Source organism: Fontibacillus phaseoli, assembly GCF_003337355.1.
GTDB lineage: Bacteria > Bacillota > Bacilli > Paenibacillales > Paenibacillaceae > Fontibacillus > Fontibacillus phaseoli.
Genome location: NZ_QPJW01000015.1, coordinates 56,775 through 73,955, shown reverse-complemented (window position 1 = coordinate 73,955; position 17,181 = coordinate 56,775). Strand labels below are relative to the sequence as shown.

The following is a 17,181-nucleotide window of genomic DNA, read 5'->3' as shown; positions in this document are numbered from 1 at the left end:
TCGACTTACACATTAGATGGATTTCCTACAGCTAATTTTGGCCATGTGTCCGTGTTGGCAGAAATAGCTGGAAAACCTCCAGCTAATTTAGAGGATTTGGCCGATTAGGTGCGTTTCGCGGCGAAATAACTGCAGGTTTTCCAGTTAAAAGGCGGGCAGACGCAAAAAACACAAAAATAACTGGAGGTTTTCCGGTTATTTTTGCGTCCTGGACTGAATGGGCTATTCTTGCAGGTTGTTCATCGTAATAATACCTCGTAAACATCCGATTACTGGAAGGGCTACTGCGGAACTTTGACTGCTGATTGCCGCCCACGAATTACAATTCTCCAAAACATCTGATTACTGGAAAAGCTACTGCAGAACTTCGATCGACTGCCGTGGCTTTACTATCCCGCTAGCTGCGATCCTTCGACTTACACATTAGATGGATTTCCTGCAGCTAATTTTGGTCATGTGTCCGTGTTGGCAGAAATAGCTGGAAAACCTCCAGCTAATTTAGAGGATTTGGCCGATTAGGTGCGTTTCGCGGCGAAATAACTGCAGGTTTTCCAGTTAAAAGGCGGGCAGACGCAAAAAACACAAAAATAACTGGAGGTTTTCCAGTTATTTTTGTGTTGATGCGAAATAGGTGATTCTTCCAGGGGTATTCGTCGGCAATTTCAATCGAAGCAACTAACCGGAATTATGTCTTGGGTTGTTCGGTCAAGCCTTTTCTCCGACCGTACCCGCAGAAGGTTTCCATATGATTTTGTGCTGTGTTTTGCTGATTTTTTCGTAGAACAGCTGGGGATCTTTTTGAAACAAATGCTTGATCACATGTATGAAGAACCATAGATCCGACACCAGGACGAGTACGCCCAGAAACATTCTCGAGATGCCCGGAAGTTCCCCGGACGAAAATGCAAGCATCCGGTTTAATCCGAACAGCAACCAGTAAAGGATACCATAACGTAAAATAAGCGCGAACAATGAAACCCGGCCTTCCCGGCCACTTTGGCTCTTTCCGCGATTTGCCGTCTCCGTCGCGGCACCCTCGCTACGCAGATTAGATGCACCGACCACGCTTTCTCCGCGATTTGCCGCATTCGCATCGCTTGCATCGTGCAGATGATTTACGCCTGCCAAGCCGCCCTGACCCTTGCTGCGGTTCGTAAGACCGGCTAAGAGCGCCGCGGCTTCGGCGGCGGGATCGTCGTCATACACCGGACGATCCGCATTAACTCCGCCGCGATGCGGATGCCGCCCATCCTCACTACTGGCAGTACCGGTACCCTGCCGTCCGACCGGCAGATTGCGGTCATGATCTGTCGAGGTCGAGGCCGCTCCCGTAAGCCGGATTCGCACTAGCCATTTACCGAAGGTGACGCCGCCGGCGAGGTACGGGAGCAACATGAAGTAGATGCCGGTGCTTACAAAGTAGGCGGCGGGAATCCCCAGCTTATGGCAAACCGTCATGAGGATGGCGCAGATGACGATATCGAACATCCACGCCAGGCCCCGGCGGGTATAGGAGACTCTTTTTACCGACAAATCCACGCCCTTGTCGAGATGTTCAATCCGGGGCAGCAGGCCGGCAAGCCACTCGGCGGCCAGGAAGCCGATCATTCCACCAAGGGTATTGGTCATCAGGTCATCCACGTCAAACACGCGATAAGGATGGTCGAAGATACCGTATATTCCGGTCAGTTGCGTAACCTCGAAGAAGAGCGACAGAAGAAACGACAGTAGCAGGCAGCGCAAAGGACCGAAACGGAAATAGTAGCGGACTAGCATCCCGAACGGAATGGTAAGCAGTACGTTGAACAACACCTGCAGGACGGCACGCTCTTTTAGCAAATGCAGGTAAGTTGAGGGCTCTCCTTTTACGACAGATGTTTCTTTGAGGATGTCCTGAATAAAGTTGAATGGAACAAGTTGCATCGTCCCACCACTCATTGGCGCATTATGCCGAGTCGCAGGGAAAGGCAGCATGACCAGAAACACGGCATTCATGAGATAGAGCAAAAACAGGTACAGTACAAAGGCTCTGTACTTGTTTATATAGCCGTGCCTGCGGTACTGGACCACGAGAAACGGCAGCGTAAACGCCAGTGCCGCTACGGGAAAAGCCATGAAGGCATAGGCGATAGGAAACAGATAAGACTCAAACACGGTAGTGGCCTCCTTTCCGGCGACATAGAAAAAGAAAATGAAAATGAAAATGACTTAGCATTGATGCTGCTTAACATCTTAACATACGGAGTTTAAAGCCAGGTTTAAGTTTTGGTTAAAAAATCGAAACCCTTCGGGCATAAGGCCCTTTCGTGTGCTACGGGGAATTCATATGCTATTGCAACTATACAGATATGGAGTTGAAGCTATGTCTCTAAGCCCGACCGGCCGCATCAGCGCGGCCGCCACGATTGATGTGCTGATCCCGGCGATCGAGAAAGATCTGGGCACGCTTCCCTATGTGATTGACGCTGTGAGAACAAAGGTACAGCATCCCATCGGACAGATTATTATTATTGCTCCAAAAAGACAAAGAATGATCGATTTTTGCCGCTCCAAGGGCTGCCGATTTGTCGACGAGAACACAGTATTGCCGCTGACCAAGCAAGATATCTCCTACGGTTCGGCCAAGTGGGAGCGGTCGGGCTGGCTGTTCCAGCAGTTGCTCAAGTTGAGCGGAGACCGGATTTGCAGCGCCGATTATTTTCTGGTCATCGACGCCGATACCGTGTTGATTACGCCGCACCGATTCCGCTCCGGAGGGAAGAGTATTTTTTACTGCCGGAACTGGAGCCAGCCGCAGTACTTTGCGACGTACAAGAGATTAATGGGCCGGAAGGTCTCCGCGTCTTCTTCTTTCGTCACCCATTATATGCTGTTCGAAAAAGGCAAGCTTTCCCGGATGAAAAGAGAGATCGAGGCGAGACACGGGATGCCGTGGCATAAAGCCATTATTCGGAGCATGAACCGAAAAAAGCAGTTTGCCTTTTCCGAATACGAAACGTACGGGAACTATGTCTATTCTACGGATCGGTCAGGGGTCTCGCTCCGTAAAGCCCGTAACAAGAGTCTGCACGGCAGCCCTGGAGAAATCAGCAAACCGCGGCTAGCCAAACTGGCCGGCTCCTACCGTTCGCTTTCATTCCATAAACGAAAAGGCTATGTGAAAACAACTGGAGGAAGCCGTTCCCGGAAATAAGGGTCCGGGCTAACGACAGAATGATGGGGAGGGGGTTCATTTGCGGATTGTTCTCCTGTCGGGCGGTTCCGGTAAGCGGCTGTGGCCGTTATCGAATGAAGTAAGGTCCAAAGCGTTCCTGAAGCTGCTGTCGTCTCCGGACGGCGGGATGGAATCGATGATCGGGCGGACCTGCCGGGGGCTGAAGGAAGCGGGATTGCTGCATTGCTGCTGCATCGTCACTCACCACACGCAAGTGGAAATTACGAGGCATCACACGGGCGGAGGCATACCGGTGCTCGGGGAACCGCAGAAACGCGGTACCTTTACGGCGATCGCCCTGGCTGCTGCTTATTTTCATTCCGTCGAGGGGGCAGACCTTGACGAGACGGTGATTGTGATGCCGGTCGATTCTTTTGTGGAACCGTCCTTCTTCAATTTACTTCGCCGGCTGCCGGTTTCGCTTGCGGATTCCGGGGCCGACATGGCGCTGCTCGGTACCGTGCCGCGTTTTCCTTCGGAGGCCTTTGGATATATCGTGCCGAAGTCCGGGAAATCGGCGGGCGGACATTTTGAAGTCGGAAGTTTCATTGAGAAGCCGGACAAGGCTATCGCGGAGAGCTTGATTTCGCGGGGCGGATTATGGAATTGCGGCGTTTTTGCCTGTAGTCAGCGTTACTTGCTGTCCTGTATGGCAGACAGGGAGATCATGCCCCTGTACAGCGGGATGCTGAAGCGGTACGACAGCCTGCCGCAGGAAAGCTTTGATCGCGAGGTGGTCGAACAAACGTCGCGGTCGGTCGTTTTGCCCTATGACGGGATCTGGAACGATCTTGGAAGCTGGGATGAACTGTCCGGTTATCTGAAGAACCGAATTACCGGAAAGGGCAAAATATCGGAGGATTCTTCGGATACCCATCTGGTCAATGAACTGGCCATTCCCGTCCACATCGTAGGCGCTCCCGGCCTGATTGTCGCGGCAAGCTCAGACGGCATTCTCGTCGCGGGCAAGCGTGAAGCCAGCCGGATCAAGGGTGAACTAGAAGCCGGTGCTCCGCAGCCCATGTTCGAGGAAAAACGCTGGGGAAGCTGCTCCATACTTGACATTTCCAAATCCCAACACGGCAGGGAAACGGTAATTTCGAAAGTCAGAATGCTCCCTGGCACGCATACGAGCTACCACCTGCACCGGAGCTTGAATGAGGTGTGGAGCATCTCCTCGGGATCGGGCGAGTATGTTCTTAACGGGGTTATGCGGCCCGTATCCGAGGGGGACAGCATTGTCATTCCTCCAGGCTCGCCGCACGCCATTAAGGCGATTACTTTGTTGGAATTCATTCAGGTGGAGACCGGAACCCCGCCGGTCAAAGAGGATATCGAGAGATTGTCGCTGGATTGGAATTTTGAATCTTCCGAGTGAGAGAGTGAACACCCGACGATTTACCAATAGAGCATTATCCATTTCCAAGTATGGGAAAAGAGCATAGCATGTTATAGCTCACTTAAGGAGAAATAAAGAGACTGGGACATTGGAGGCAATGCAATGGGGACAACAGGACGGTCCACGCTCACAAGCAAATGGATAAAAACCAAAGTGCTGATGAAGAGCTCCGAGATCTCGCCGCTGATTCCGGAGACGGTCAGGTTCGGCAGGGAAAACCTGAAGACAATGCTGCAAAAATACGGCATGGTCTACATCAAGCCCGAGCGCGGAACTTACGGCAACGGCGTGATGAGGGCCGAAACGGACCGGGAGTCCGGCAGAACGCTGTATCAATACCAAAGCGGGACAAAGCTTAAAAAGATGACAGACTTCGAGGCTTTTTACCAATCGCTAAAAAAACAGACCCGCAGCCGCAGTTATCTGATCCAAAAGGGAATTGTTCTCTTAAAACATAAAGATCGCCGCTTTGATCTGCGCGTGATGGTTCAGCTTAGCCCGAAGGGGAAATGGGAGACCACCGGCATGATCGGCAGAGTGGCTCAATCGGGAAAAATCGTCACCAACTATCACAATGGAGGCAAACCTACCTCCATTGAAAAGCTGCTGTCTCCCCATATGGATACAGCCAAGCAGGCCTATTTAATCCATCGTCTCAAGAAGCTGGGCGAGGATATCGGCCGGTTTTACCACAAAAAAAATCTCGGTTTCAAGCAGTTAGGCGTGGACGTAGGACTCGACCGAACGCTAACCCCGTGGATTATCGAAGTCAATACGAACCCGGACCCGTACATCTTTAATCAATTAAAAGATAAATCCATGTACCGCAAGGTTATGTCCTACCGGCGGGCCCTTAAAAAGCGGAAGGCCTGATCTCCCGATAATGGATCATTTAATTATGAAAGAAGCGTCTGGTTCGAATGCATCCGCATTCGAAACCAGACGCTTCTATGTTATTTCATCTTCATTTCGATATAACTTCCCCAACCGGCAATTTAACGCGGTAAAACTTGTATATTTCGGAAATAATATCGATCACTGTGATCAGCGCGATGAAAAAAAAGAGATTGTTGGTGACCGTGAGCCATACGGTTTTAATGACTTCGTAATCTTCGCCTGCTTGCGGAGCAAACCCGATGGCTTGGAGTTGACTCAGAAAATCGGGGTTCCAGAAGCCCGACGTGTTCAGCAGGATGCCGGCAAACACCAAGGATACAAGGCTAAAACCGATGTGAATAGCCAGCAAGGTGCCGGTCCGCCGACGTGTAATGATTTTATAGGTTTCCTTCAAAACGGCCAGAATTCCCAAAATAGCTATGAAGGGAAGATACTTGCCGATGACGTCGGGATTCATGAGGGTGATGAGATGCCAGGTATCGTTCCGATGCGCATACACCCCGATAAGATCGGAGCCGAACATGAAGATGATCGTGAACAAGATCGTAAAAATGATGCCCGCCACCGGTTCCGCCAGCTTGATTTGCGACTTGGGGTCCGGGATGGGAGGAAGATCGGCAGGAGACCATTTTTTGGTTAATTCTCCGCTGCCCGCATATTTTTTCCGGATGCCGTAATCGATAAGCGCAAAAGCGACGGTCACCCAGAGAAATCCTTGGGAACCCGTTGAAAACAGGGACACAAGATAACCGGTGAAATAGTCCAGAATCGCCGACGGTTCCACGATCGATTCGATCACGAACACTACGGTCATGGCGAGCAAAATTGCCAAAAGTACGATTTTCAGCGTGGACAGATAGGACTCAAACATAACCGGGCTGATCAGATAACGGTCGTGGCCGCGGTATTTGGCCGCCATTGCGCTGGGATGGCCCAACTGGAGCAGCACTTTTTCCACGGCTTCGGGCGCAGGATCGGAAAGCGGCGATTCCTCCTCCAACATGTCTTCAATCAGCCCATACAGTTCTTTGCGGATATCTTCACGCTGCTGCTCCGGCAGACGCTGTGTCACTGCATGAACATAACGGTCAATCATTTCCATAGTTTAACCTCCATCTTGATCCATAATATTTTGCATGCTCACGGTTAGTACGTTCCATTCCCGGCATAACCCCTCGTAAACCTCGCGCCCGAACGCGGTAAGCGCATAATATTTGCGGGGGCGGGCCTCATTGGTGTCCCAACTGCTCTTCAGGAGCAATTGTTTCTCCAGTCTTCTGAGCAGCGGGTAAAGGGTTCCGGGTTCGATCGTCATTCCCTTATCCTCCAGCACCGTAACAAGCGAGTATCCGTATTGGGGCTCCGATAATTGACTGAGCACTCCGATAATGATCGTTCCTCTTCTCAGCTCGCTTAATATTCCTTGTATTGTTTCAGCTACATCAGCCATATCATCAACTCCTGATAACATAATACTGTATGACACAAACTATTGTAAATGGTCTATTATAATATTGCACAAGATAATGATGCTTAAACATTTTGGCACAAAAAACAGCAAGAGTCCCGTATTTAGTGCAGAAGAGCGAATGCCCTTGTGCAGCTTCGCAGCGTGTGCGGGAGCCGCGCACGCTGCGGAAGAGGGTCCTTGCTGTATGTGATCGGTATATGGGTGATCGCGTCCTAGTTATTAGGTTTGGGGCTGAACATGGCTTGAAGCTCTTCCTTGATCGAGCGAAGCGGGGTGCTCGCAAGCCTTGTCAAATCGGGCGATACGTAGGTCATATCCGCGAGCGAGAGCATTTGAAAGACGGGATTGGAGAGGTCGGGATCGGTCCGCAAAACGACGGAACGGCCGATTACCTCTGAAAGAGACCGTGCCAAATCCTCCATGTTCCAGGTTTCAGATGCGGTCAATTCATAGGTCCTGCTCTCATGTCCTTCTCCGGTGAGGAGCGTTACGGCCGCCGCGGCCAAATCCTCCCTTGCCGCCGTGTTGAATGCCCATTCCCCCAGGGGGCGCCGAAGCTCGCCGCTTTCGGCGGCCTCCCGGACCCCAAGAAATTTGAGGATGTCCATATAGTAGGCGTTCCGCAGCAGGGTATAAGGAATTTGCGAGTCTTTAATGACTTGTTCCGTTTGCAAATGCAGACGGTGTAACGGCAGTTTCCCCTGCTCCGGCCGGGTGATGCTCGTGTATAGAAGATGTTTCACGCCTGCCTTTTGAGCGGCTTCAATGGCGTGGAGATGCTGCTCTAGACGCACGTCATCATTCTGGTGGGGGGAAGAGACCAGAAGAAGCTTTGAGGCGCCGTAAAACGAAGCCTCAAGAGAAGCGGGTTCATCGTAGTCGCCGTATCTCACTTCCACGCCGTGCGCGCTCCACTCCCTGGCGGCCTCCGGCCTGCGCACGCTTGCCACGATATTATGCGCGGGCTCCACCTGAAGTAACTTCCTTAAAATATGTTGTCCCAGGTGGCCTGTAGCCCCGGTAACTATGATTTTCATGACCAGTTCCCATCCTTTCTGTACGTTCAAAATTGGTTAAATGGTTAACTAAATGAGTGCAAGAAACCTTCAATCGGGTTTCCTGTGCAGCTTGTGAAGCAGGCTCAATAACTGCTTCATCTCCGTTTCGTCCAGGCTCTTCATATTCTCCGCAACCGTCTCGCGATTTCCCGGCATCTCTTCGAGCAGTAGCCGCTCGCCTTCCGGTGACAGGAAGATGCGGCGCTTGCGGCCGTCTTCGGGGTGGCTCGACGTATGAATATAGCCGAGTTGTTCTAGCGGGATCAGCATGGCGCTAATATTCGCTTTGGTGACGCCGATCCTGCCGGCAAGCACGGAAGGGAGAATATTTCCGCCCGCTTTGGCGATTTCGACAAGGATCCGGATTCGCGCTCCGTTTAAACTTTTGGAAGCCCAATATTTTTCGGAGGCCGCAACCAGATGCGCCGTCGTGTCCACCAGGGCGAAAAAGGCCCGGACCTCCAAAGGTTGTTCCGTCACATACTTTTGAATATTCAACAGTCAATCTCCTTCGGACATTTAGTTAAATGGTTAACTAAATAGATCGTACTACAGAGCGGCCGCTCCGTCAATTTTTAACCGCAATTGTTTCAAACAAGACTTTAAGTTCCGCCCTCTGACGGCTACAATAGCATAAAGCGATCATATTTAATGTAACGGAAAGCTAGGTTCTGCCAATAATAAGGCTGAAGTGATAAAAGGAGTGCGGGATATGAACATTCAAGAATTTAGGCAACATCGGCAGTATCGAGATAATATCGGTCAGGAAACCAATCGTGCAACGTTCGAACGTGATTACTCCCGGCTGATCCACTCGCCGACGTTTCGTCGCCTTCAGGGCAAATCGCAGGTGTTCGGAGCGGGCACGGGGGACTATTACCGGACCCGGCTGACGCATTCGCTCGAAGTGGCGCAAATCGCGCGGGAGGCGGCGCGCAGTTTGTTACGGGCCTATCCGGCCGTAGCTACGGAAGTCGCAGAGCATCCGGGCTTGATTATCGATCCGGAAGTAGTGGAATGCGCGGCGATTTCCCATGATTTCGGCCATCCTCCGTTTGGTCACAAGGGGGAGGAAGTGTTGGAACAAATTTTGGAGAACCTGATTGATAACAAATTCAAACAGGAGTTGAAGGGACGGAGCGTATCCCCTGAGGAGGCCGGGCAGATTAGGCAAGCCGTCACGCGGAAATACGAGCATTTTGAGGGCAATGCGCATAACTTCCGGCTCATGATGTTCCTGGAAAAGCGGGAAAATATCGACGGCCTGAACCTGTCCGATGCAGTTCTTCTGGGAACCAACAAGTATCCTTTTCCCGGCACGGAAAATAAAAAGGGCTTGTACCGGCATGAGTGGGAGTATATTTCGTATATTCGCGACCGCTGGGACATTCCGTATGGGAAAAAGACCTTTGAAGCGCAGCTTATGGATCTTTGCGATGATATTGCATACTCCGCCCATGATCTGGAGGATGGCATCAAGGCCGGTAAAATCGAAGTCCATGCTCATTTTCTGTTCGATTCCCATATTCAAAGGCTGATCGTAGAGAAAATTATGACGCTGGAGGATGACTTCTGGCAAAATTGGACTCCTGATCAGATCCAGGTCAAGGTGGAGGAGGTGCTCACCTCGTTCCTGAACGTCTGGAATGCCAAAATGCCGATCTGCGATCACGACTATTCACGGACCCGGCGCGAGGTCAAGGCCTACTGGGTCAGCCTGTTCGTGGGCAGCCTTGGCGTAGTTGACGACGGTAACTGGCAAAAGGTGACGTTCGTGAAAGAAGACCGGGAAGATAAAGATATGCTGCGTACCGTCAGTGTGCTAAAAAGTTTTGCCTGGGTAACGATGATCCGGGACCTTCGGGTGCAGCGTCTGCAGAAGCGGAGCGCCTGGGTTATCAAACGGTTATGGGACGCCTTCGTTGACCCCGTTACCTCGAAATCGATCATTCCCGGGGACTGGCTGCGCCGGTTTGACCGGGATCAGCAGCAGGCCGATCCGATTTGGACCTGGGAGCACATGATCATCGACTACATAGCGGGTATGACGGACGCCTATGCCGAAAAGATTTACAATGAGCTTTACGGACTTAAAGTCGGTACGATCTACGATATGGATTAACGGATATAAAAACAGTAAAGAGCCCCGAACCGGGATTTCTATGGTTCGGGGCTCTTGCCATAATAAAAGTGCCTGGTTATAGCGGCGGATTGGTATGACACTTACGGCATACCGGGTAGTAGGATTCGTTGCCGCCGATTTGAATCTGTTCGCCGGTATAGACCGGCTTCCCGTTTTCCACTCGCAGATTCATCGTCGCCTTGCGCGCGCAAAACCAGCAGATTGTTTTCATTTCTTCGATTTTATCGGCATAGATCAGCAATTGGCGGCTTCCCTCGAATAATTGGTTTTGAAAATCGTTTTTCAGTCCGAACGCCATGACCGGAATATCCAGTTCATCGACAATCCGGACCAATTGTCGGATGCTGCCTTCGTTCAGGAATTGGCATTCGTCAATAAGGACACAGTACAGCCTTGGACTGTGATCCCGGACGGTGACAAAAATATCGGTATCTTCGTAAATCGGAATCGCTTCTCTGCGCAATCCGATCCGGGACGAAACATAGCCCACTTCATCCCGGTTATCAACGGCCGAAGTAAAAATAAGGACAGGCTTGTTCTGCTCTTCATAGTTGTGGGCAACCTTCAAAATTTCGATCGATTTGCCGCTGTTCATCGCTCCATATTTGTAAAACAACTGTGCCAATGGGGACGTTCCTCTCTATGTTCTTATCGCTTGCAGCTTTTCTTTTCACAAACACGAATTATTTTATCACAAATCAGGTCGAAGGCGAATATGTAACTCATCTCATTGTTGGATTCCGCCTGCATCACTAACCTATTAAGTAATAGGTGGGTCTGGAAGGCGGCGAAACCCTTGAATGAGAGTCAAAAATACCAAGTGATTCTGCACGGTATGACCGGAGGGAATGTGGCTAAAACCTGCAAGGAGTTCGGAATTTCCAGAACGCTGTATTACCGGTGGTATAACGCCTACATGCAGCAGGGAATAGCCGGTCTCGGCAAGAAAGAACGCAAACCGGCGATGCCGAACCAGGTAGATAGAAAAACGGAGAGAACCATTTTGCAATATGTTCTTCGGTTTCCGCAGGATGGGCCAAGACGTATATATGAAGGATCCCGCTCATGCGTACCCCGGCTATATTTGTTTTCAGGCTATTCAATACATAGGCAGTTTTCCGAAGGTCGGTAAGGTATATCAGTACGTTACTCTGGATTCCTATTCGAGGCTGGCGCTGGTGAAGCTGTACAATCGGAAATCAAGCATTCAGCTTATCGAATTTATGCGGATGAAGATCATACCGCTGCTTCGAACTTTTCATTTGAGGATCGATAATCTGGTCACCAACAAGGGCCAGGAATTCTCGACAACGTGGGAGCGGGGAAGCCATAAGGGAAAACTCCTTCCGATAAGGTGCTTGATTTCAGCGGCGTTCAGGAACCATTGCCGCTCTGGTTATATACAAGGAGATGATGAATTGTGATCAAGGATGAAAAGATCGGGATCGTCGGAGCTGGAATCTCCGGGGTAACGCTCGCCTATGAGTTAGCCAAGAAAGGGTATCGTCACGTGACGATCATGGAAAAAGGAGACCGGGTAGGCGGCAAATGCCACTCGATCGAATATAAGGGCAAAACCTATGAAATGGGGGCTTTGATCGGGCTTCCCTCGTACAAATCGACTATGGAGTTGATGGAGGAATTCGATTTGAAGGAGAGCGGCCCTTTGCTGGAACGAAGCTTTTTTAACCGGGAAGGGACCAGAATCTCGCAGGTACCCAAGGAGCAAATGGCAGACTTTGCTAAAGAGTTTAAGAGGTTGCCGGCACTGTTTGGGCGCTATGAATCGATTAAAGCCCCGGGCCTGGAAGATATCCCTTCGGACCTGTGCAAGCCTTTTGCAAGCTGGTGCGATGAAAACGGATTGTTTGTACTCAAACAGGTATTTATGCACTATTTCAGCGCTTTCGGCTATGGCAGCATCGATGAGGTTCCCGCCGCTTATGTCATGAAGCTGCTCAATTTCGATAATTTGATGTCCTTTATCGAAATCACGCATATGATTTCCTGGCCCAAGGGAGTGACCGAACTGATAAAGCGCATGGGCGACAGGGCCTCGGACCTGCGGCTCACCTGCGAAGTGAATCGTATTGCACAAGAGGAGCCGGGTAAAGTGAGGGTGGAGACGAACCAAGGGGAACTGTATTTTGACAAAGTGATTTATACAGCCTCACTACACGACCTGCCGGACAAAACCAATCTTGATGCGGAAGACCGCAAGCTGATGGAGAAAATCGTTTTTGAACGATTTCGTGTTTATGCTTATAGGGTTGACAACATCCCCAAGCTGTCAGGGTACATTCCGGGCAACATGGGACCGGATCGCAGAGGACGAATGATGGCTTGGTATTACAGGTGGGCGGATCTGGCAGAGAGTGATCTGATTACCGTATACGTGGCCCAAAATGATAGCATGAGCGATTCGGAGATGCGGGAGAGTATTGAAGCTACGCTTGCCAGTCTGGGAGGGGAAAATATCCGGCTTTACATGATGAAGTCTTGGAATCACTTTCCGCATGTGGATACGGCGGCGCTGCAGAGAGGGTTCTATACTCAACTTGAACGCGCGCAAGGCAAGTACGGTATCTATTTTGCCGGGGAGATCATGAATTTTCCGACGCTGGAGAACTGCATTATCTATGCCAAGGCGTTGGTAGAACGATATTTTTGACTTGTCGCAACATGTCGAAATGCACAGTTTTATTTTACTTTGATGATTTGTTTACACTTCAGCTTGGAATTTCCGCTGCACGCGCGAATTTATGATAGATCATGATCAAAAAAAGAAGTGTAAACTCATCCTGAAAATAAAGTCTGTGGGCCCTTGTTTAACAAGCCTTTCCCTGATTTGAAGCGTAAATGCCAAAGCGCTATATTCAAGGCAGAAAGCGATTTCATGAATAAGTTAGGGAGGGTTATGCATGTTTTTATTCGAAGCAATGCCTTGGTACTCCGTCCTGATGTGGTTTGTGGTGCTTGGAGGCTTAATGCTCGTAAATGAACTGGCGCGAATGAGCAAATGGGTTTCTCTGTTTCTCTTTCTCGTTTTCCCGATTGTTCTGACCATTGCGGTATGGCCGAATACGGCTGGGGAAGGTTCCAGCGTCGGCACTTGGTTTCATTGGGTGAAGGTTTATTCGGGCGCTGTCCGACCATTCGTTTTATGCCGGGGCAGCATTGCTTATCTCCTGTACGATTCCGGCCTTTTTCTTTAAAAAGGGCGCATGGCTGCAACATCGGGCACAAACCCTGGCAATTTGGATGATGTTTACGATGTCCTTCCCGATGTTTGTCGGGGAATCCAAGTTTGCGGTTCAGTCCTCTCACAGTGAAACGGCATTGTGGGTGGTGAGCGGTTTGTCGCTGGCGGCGAATATTGTGGTATTCGTATACCATGTGTACAAAATTGCCAAGCATAAACGCAATCCGCTCAAGGTGGAAGTGTATACGGACTTGAAAGCCTATAAAGCCATTGCGGAGTAGAACTAAAGACTCGGAGAAGCAAAGCAAGAGAAGCTGCAATCTTAAAGGTTGCGGCTTCTTTGTTGTTTTTCCCCAGGTGACACGCCGAAAACAGAGAGTTAAGATTAGATTAGTATTGACAATGATAATCATTATCAATTATAGTCATCTTAAATCTTTCAACTTTAGAGGTGAGCCTGTATGAGTAAAATCATTATTATATATGCCAGTCTGACTGGAAATACGGAAGAAATGGCGGAGCTGATTGCCGAAGGCATAAAAAATACCGGAGCCGGCGTTGATTTGAAAGTGGTGGATGAATGCAGTGCGGGGATATTGAAGAAGTATGATGCTTATTTGCTGGGTACTTATACTTGGGGAGACGGTGAGCTTCCGGATGAATTCATTGATTTTGTCGAGGAGATGGAAGAAGTGGATTTAAAGCAAAGCGTGACCGCCGTCTTTGGAAGCGGCGATACCAGTTACCGCCTGTATTGCGGAGCCGTAGATTTGCTGGAGGAGAAGATGAAAGAGTTGGGTGCCGTGATTGCTCAGGACAGCCTTAAAGTGGAATACGGGCCAAGCAAAGAGGAACAGATTCTTTGCCGGCAATTCGGAGAGGCCTTTGCCGCTCGCCTGTATGCGGTGAACTAAAGAATGGCCGTACAACTATTTGATTACGAGTTGGAGGAATGGGTTCGGGGCTGTCCGGTACCGGCGGCTCCTCTTTCCGCTGAACAATTGACATGGCGCCAACGCGTCCAATATACGGTTGGTCATACCATTAACGATTACTGTTCTTTAACGCCTGAGGTGAGGAACTGCACATCCATCCAGTTACTGCTGGAACGCCGCTGGCCCAAAAAGGCGGATGGTTTTCTTGGCGACCTGCACTATTGGAAAGTGTATGCCAGAATGGCTGAGCAATTGAGTGGTATTTTTGCAAATGTATCGGTTACCGATTACCCGGTATCCCTTTATGAACAGTGGAATGCCTACATACCGGAACTGGACCTCCATCTGGCCATGATCTTTCAGGCGGTTTGGGAAAGCAAAGGGGTAACCGGTAACCCGTTTACGGTCCAAAAATTTATGGTCGAAGAGGACGCCGAGGTAATCAAAGCTTTTGTTCATATGACGAATGTGTTTTGGCACTCCGTATACGGTAAACCCCCGGCTGGGATTGAGGTTTATGCCTTGATGAGCGGGAAGAAGCTTAGTTTTAGAGGAGAAACTTTAGGCCTGCCGGAATCTCTTGACTATGTGTACTTGTTGTCGGAATCGGTTAGTGAGGACCAAGCGTTGCTCCAATTCTGAATCGCGACTGTGAATCTATGAAGATCTGCGTTAATATAGGTTATGCGAGTCGGATTTATCAGAATGAAGGAGCTTACGTAATGTCTTGGAATAATGAAAATTCTACCTTATTATCTGCCGATGGCCCACAACGGCTACAGGCCGATTGCGAGAGTTGTTTTGGCTTATGTTGCGTTGCTCTGCCTTATGCGGCTTCGGCGGATTTTGCTAAGGATAAAGATGCCGGGGAGCCCTGCCAGAACCTGCAACATGATTTCCGATGCGGCATTCACAACACGCTGAGAGAGCAGGGCTTTCGCGGTTGTACCGTCTATGATTGCTTTGGTGCAGGGCAACAGGTTTCCCAGGTCACATACGGCGGCATGGATTGGCGCCAAGCTCCCGGCTCTGCAAAGCAGATGTTCGAGGTGTTCCCGGTCATGCGGCAGCTTCATGAGTTGCTCTCGTATCTGACGGAAGCGCTGACGCTGCATGCGGCGAACTCCATACATGGCGAACTTGGCAAGATGCTGGACGAAACCAAGCGACTTACCCATCTTGGTCCGGAGGGTCTGTTGGGGCTGGATGTGGCGGCGCATCGCGCGGAGGTTAATGTTCTGCTGTTGCAAACCAGCGAACTGGTACGTAATGAGGCCCGCCGACGTCACCAGGGTTCCCTAATCCCTCAGAAAAAGGTAGGCCGGGGAGCCGATCTGATCGGCGCCAAATTAAGAGGAGCGGATTTACGGCTTGCTAATTTGAGAGGAGCCTATCTTATTGCCGCGGACTTGAGAGGGGCGGACTTGCGGGGGGCTGATCTCATCGGCGCCGATTTTAGGGATGCGGACATCCGGGGAGCCGATCTGACCGATGCGATTTTCCTGACTCAATTTCAGATTAACGCGGCGAGGGGCGATGCGGATACCAAGCTCCCGCCGTCCTTGCTTCGGCCGGAGCACTGGTCCTTTCCCGGTAAGAAGCAATGATGCCGGCGAAGCAGTTTCTCATATGAATAAAAACAGCCTGGAACAAGATGTTCCAGGCTGTTTCCGTGATTATTGGCTCAAAGTATATAGGGGGCTTCCTACAGACCCAATTTTTGACCTTTCTCCAAACGCTGAATCTGCTGTTCCCCGGTATCGGCCAGTTCCCTGAACTGGTTAATGGTATCGCGCATTCTAGGTAACGCTTCCTGTTTGTAGGTGCTGATCGAGTCAAACGCCGCCAGTACGTCGGTGAAGGCCTGTTTTAGCGTATCCACGGAAATGCTGGTTTCCAGCGATTGCTTCTGGATCGCCGCGCCCTGATCTTTCAACATTCTGGATGTACTGCTAATCAAATTGTCCGTGGTTTGATTTAGGAGTTCTATCTTTTTCAGCACGATTTTTTGGTTATAGAGCGCGCTGGCGACGGTGACCGAAATTCTCAAGGCGGATACCGTGACGTTTCGGGCTCTGTCCACGCCACGAATCAGTTCTTTGTTGTTTCTGATTACGACTTCGATTGCCATAATGCCCTGCTGGTTCACGACCAGCATTTGCTGCAGGTCCATAACGCGCTGACGCAGCGGGAATAATACTTCCTCGGTGATAAAGCGGATTTTGTCTTCGGATTCCTGGCGCAGTTTCGCCGCTTCAAGCTGGGATTCGATTTCCGTATCCATCAGCATCCCGAGCTGGATTTCTTTTTGCAGCTTCTTCGTGAGCTCCCGCAGCGCCTGTTGTTCAAACTCCAGCGTAGTATTGTCGTTTTTTAATACGGCCTTGCCTTTATCCAATGAACTGATGATGCCGGAAATGACGGAGTCGGCTTTTTCATATTTGGCAAAATAACTTCGGAGCGGATTAAACAGCTTGCCCAAAAAGCCGGTTTTGGCAAAATCGACAATGCTCGGATCCAGATCCTTCAATTGGAGATGCAGTTCCGTAAGCCCTTTGGCCACCTGGCCGCCGTCGTCGCCGGTTTTGGATAAGTTTCCAACCGACACTTGCAGGAGGGAGTTCTTTTCCGATGACGATTTCATTGTGTTCATACCGAAGCTGTCGATGGATTGCAGAATCTCCTTCCGTTTTTCCAGGGACTCGATATCGAGGTCCAAAATTGCCGAAACGTTGTTCGATGCCAGCTCTTTCAACTGCGTTACTTCCTCGGGCTCGGGTTGAATCTGTTCCTCAATCGCTGTTTTAAGTCTCTCCGGACTTACTACTTCCATCGTAAATGACATATAACCCCTCCTCTTGT

General features: G+C 50.2%; 17 protein-coding genes and 1 pseudogene. 11 read left to right on the top strand and 7 right to left on the bottom strand.

Going from position 1 to position 17,181, the window contains the following annotated elements:
- Positions 1 to 1,326: 1,326 nt before the first annotated feature.
- A pseudogene (locus DFP94_RS26235) lies at positions 1,327 to 2,154 on the bottom strand (VanZ family protein); the annotation flags it as partial.
- Positions 2,155 to 2,362: 208 nt separating this feature from the next.
- On the opposite strand from DFP94_RS26235, the gene DFP94_RS22640 reads away from it, so the two are divergent.
- The 3 genes from DFP94_RS22640 (at position 2,363) to DFP94_RS22630 (ending at position 5,486) form a co-directional block, all read left to right on the top strand.
- On the top strand, positions 2,363 to 3,193 hold the full coding sequence (locus tag DFP94_RS22640; RefSeq protein WP_114498752.1) for a DUF6492 family protein: 831 nt from the start codon (positions 2,363 to 2,365) through the stop codon (positions 3,191 to 3,193).
- A gap of 40 nt (positions 3,194 to 3,233) precedes the next feature.
- Positions 3,234 to 4,592 (top strand): sugar phosphate nucleotidyltransferase, encoded by a 1,359-nt coding sequence (locus DFP94_RS22635; protein ID WP_114498751.1) that lies wholly within the window; start codon positions 3,234 to 3,236, stop codon positions 4,590 to 4,592.
- 123 nt (positions 4,593 to 4,715) lie between these two features.
- On the top strand, positions 4,716 to 5,486 hold the full coding sequence (locus tag DFP94_RS22630; RefSeq protein ID WP_114498750.1) for a YheC/YheD family protein: 771 nt from the start codon (positions 4,716 to 4,718) through the stop codon (positions 5,484 to 5,486).
- Positions 5,487 to 5,577: 91 nt separating this feature from the next.
- On the opposite strand, the gene DFP94_RS22625 is transcribed toward DFP94_RS22630, so the two are convergent.
- From DFP94_RS22625 to DFP94_RS22610, 4 genes are all read right to left on the bottom strand, one after another.
- Positions 5,578 to 6,612, bottom strand: a complete 1,035-nt coding sequence (locus tag DFP94_RS22625) for a hypothetical protein (protein WP_114498749.1) — start codon at positions 6,610 to 6,612, stop codon at positions 5,578 to 5,580.
- 3 nt (positions 6,613 to 6,615) lie between these two features.
- Positions 6,616 to 6,960, bottom strand: coding sequence for a PadR family transcriptional regulator (locus DFP94_RS22620; protein ID WP_114498748.1), 345 nt, complete (start codon positions 6,958 to 6,960; stop codon positions 6,616 to 6,618).
- A 233-nt stretch (positions 6,961 to 7,193) separates the two neighbouring features.
- On the bottom strand, positions 7,194 to 8,018 hold the full coding sequence (locus tag DFP94_RS22615; RefSeq protein WP_114498747.1) for an NmrA family NAD(P)-binding protein: 825 nt from the start codon (positions 8,016 to 8,018) through the stop codon (positions 7,194 to 7,196).
- A 69-nt stretch (positions 8,019 to 8,087) separates the two neighbouring features.
- The gene (locus DFP94_RS22610) at positions 8,088 to 8,537 is read right to left on the bottom strand and encodes a MarR family winged helix-turn-helix transcriptional regulator (RefSeq protein ID WP_245955067.1); all 450 of its coding nucleotides are present in this window, start codon (positions 8,535 to 8,537) and stop codon (positions 8,088 to 8,090) included.
- Positions 8,538 to 8,751: 214 nt separating this feature from the next.
- On the opposite strand from DFP94_RS22610, the gene DFP94_RS22605 reads away from it, so the two are divergent.
- Entirely contained in the window at positions 8,752 to 10,161 is a 1,410-nt protein-coding gene (locus DFP94_RS22605; protein ID WP_114498746.1) for a deoxyguanosinetriphosphate triphosphohydrolase family protein, read from the top strand.
- A 76-nt stretch (positions 10,162 to 10,237) separates the two neighbouring features.
- Here the strand turns inward: DFP94_RS22605 and DFP94_RS22600 are convergent, their stop codons facing one another.
- Entirely contained in the window at positions 10,238 to 10,807 is a 570-nt protein-coding gene (locus DFP94_RS22600) for a thymidine kinase (protein WP_114498745.1), read from the bottom strand.
- Positions 10,808 to 10,978: 171 nt separating this feature from the next.
- On the opposite strand from DFP94_RS22600, the gene DFP94_RS22595 reads away from it, so the two are divergent.
- The 7 genes from DFP94_RS22595 (at position 10,979) to DFP94_RS22570 (ending at position 15,926) form a co-directional block, all read left to right on the top strand.
- Positions 10,979 to 11,314: a helix-turn-helix domain-containing protein gene (locus tag DFP94_RS22595; protein WP_114498744.1), complete on the top strand. Its 336-nt coding sequence runs from the start codon at positions 10,979 to 10,981 to the stop codon at positions 11,312 to 11,314.
- A 288-nt stretch (positions 11,315 to 11,602) separates the two neighbouring features.
- Entirely contained in the window at positions 11,603 to 12,853 is a 1,251-nt protein-coding gene (locus DFP94_RS22590; protein ID WP_181873267.1) for a flavin monoamine oxidase family protein, read from the top strand.
- 250 nt (positions 12,854 to 13,103) lie between these two features.
- The gene (locus tag DFP94_RS25780; RefSeq protein WP_220270932.1) at positions 13,104 to 13,397 is read left to right on the top strand and encodes a DUF5692 family protein; all 294 of its coding nucleotides are present in this window, start codon (positions 13,104 to 13,106) and stop codon (positions 13,395 to 13,397) included.
- A complete protein-coding gene (locus DFP94_RS25775) occupies positions 13,360 to 13,665 on the top strand; it encodes a DUF5692 family protein (protein WP_220270931.1) in 306 nt (101 codons plus the stop codon). The genes DFP94_RS25780 and DFP94_RS25775 overlap by 38 nt, the downstream gene beginning before the upstream one ends.
- A gap of 180 nt (positions 13,666 to 13,845) precedes the next feature.
- Entirely contained in the window at positions 13,846 to 14,298 is a 453-nt protein-coding gene (locus tag DFP94_RS22580; protein WP_114498742.1) for a flavodoxin, read from the top strand.
- Between the two features lie 3 nt (positions 14,299 to 14,301).
- Positions 14,302 to 14,961, top strand: a complete 660-nt coding sequence (locus tag DFP94_RS22575) for a hypothetical protein (protein WP_114498741.1) — start codon at positions 14,302 to 14,304, stop codon at positions 14,959 to 14,961.
- An 80-nt stretch (positions 14,962 to 15,041) separates the two neighbouring features.
- The gene (locus DFP94_RS22570; protein ID WP_114498740.1) at positions 15,042 to 15,926 is read left to right on the top strand and encodes a pentapeptide repeat-containing protein; all 885 of its coding nucleotides are present in this window, start codon (positions 15,042 to 15,044) and stop codon (positions 15,924 to 15,926) included.
- A 98-nt stretch (positions 15,927 to 16,024) separates the two neighbouring features.
- On the opposite strand, the gene DFP94_RS22565 is transcribed toward DFP94_RS22570, so the two are convergent.
- Positions 16,025 to 17,164 carry a toxic anion resistance protein gene (locus DFP94_RS22565; protein ID WP_114498739.1) on the bottom strand — a complete coding sequence of 380 codons (1,140 nt, stop codon included), beginning with the start codon at positions 17,162 to 17,164 and terminating at the stop codon, positions 16,025 to 16,027.
- Between the last annotated feature and the right edge of the window lie 17 nt (positions 17,165 to 17,181).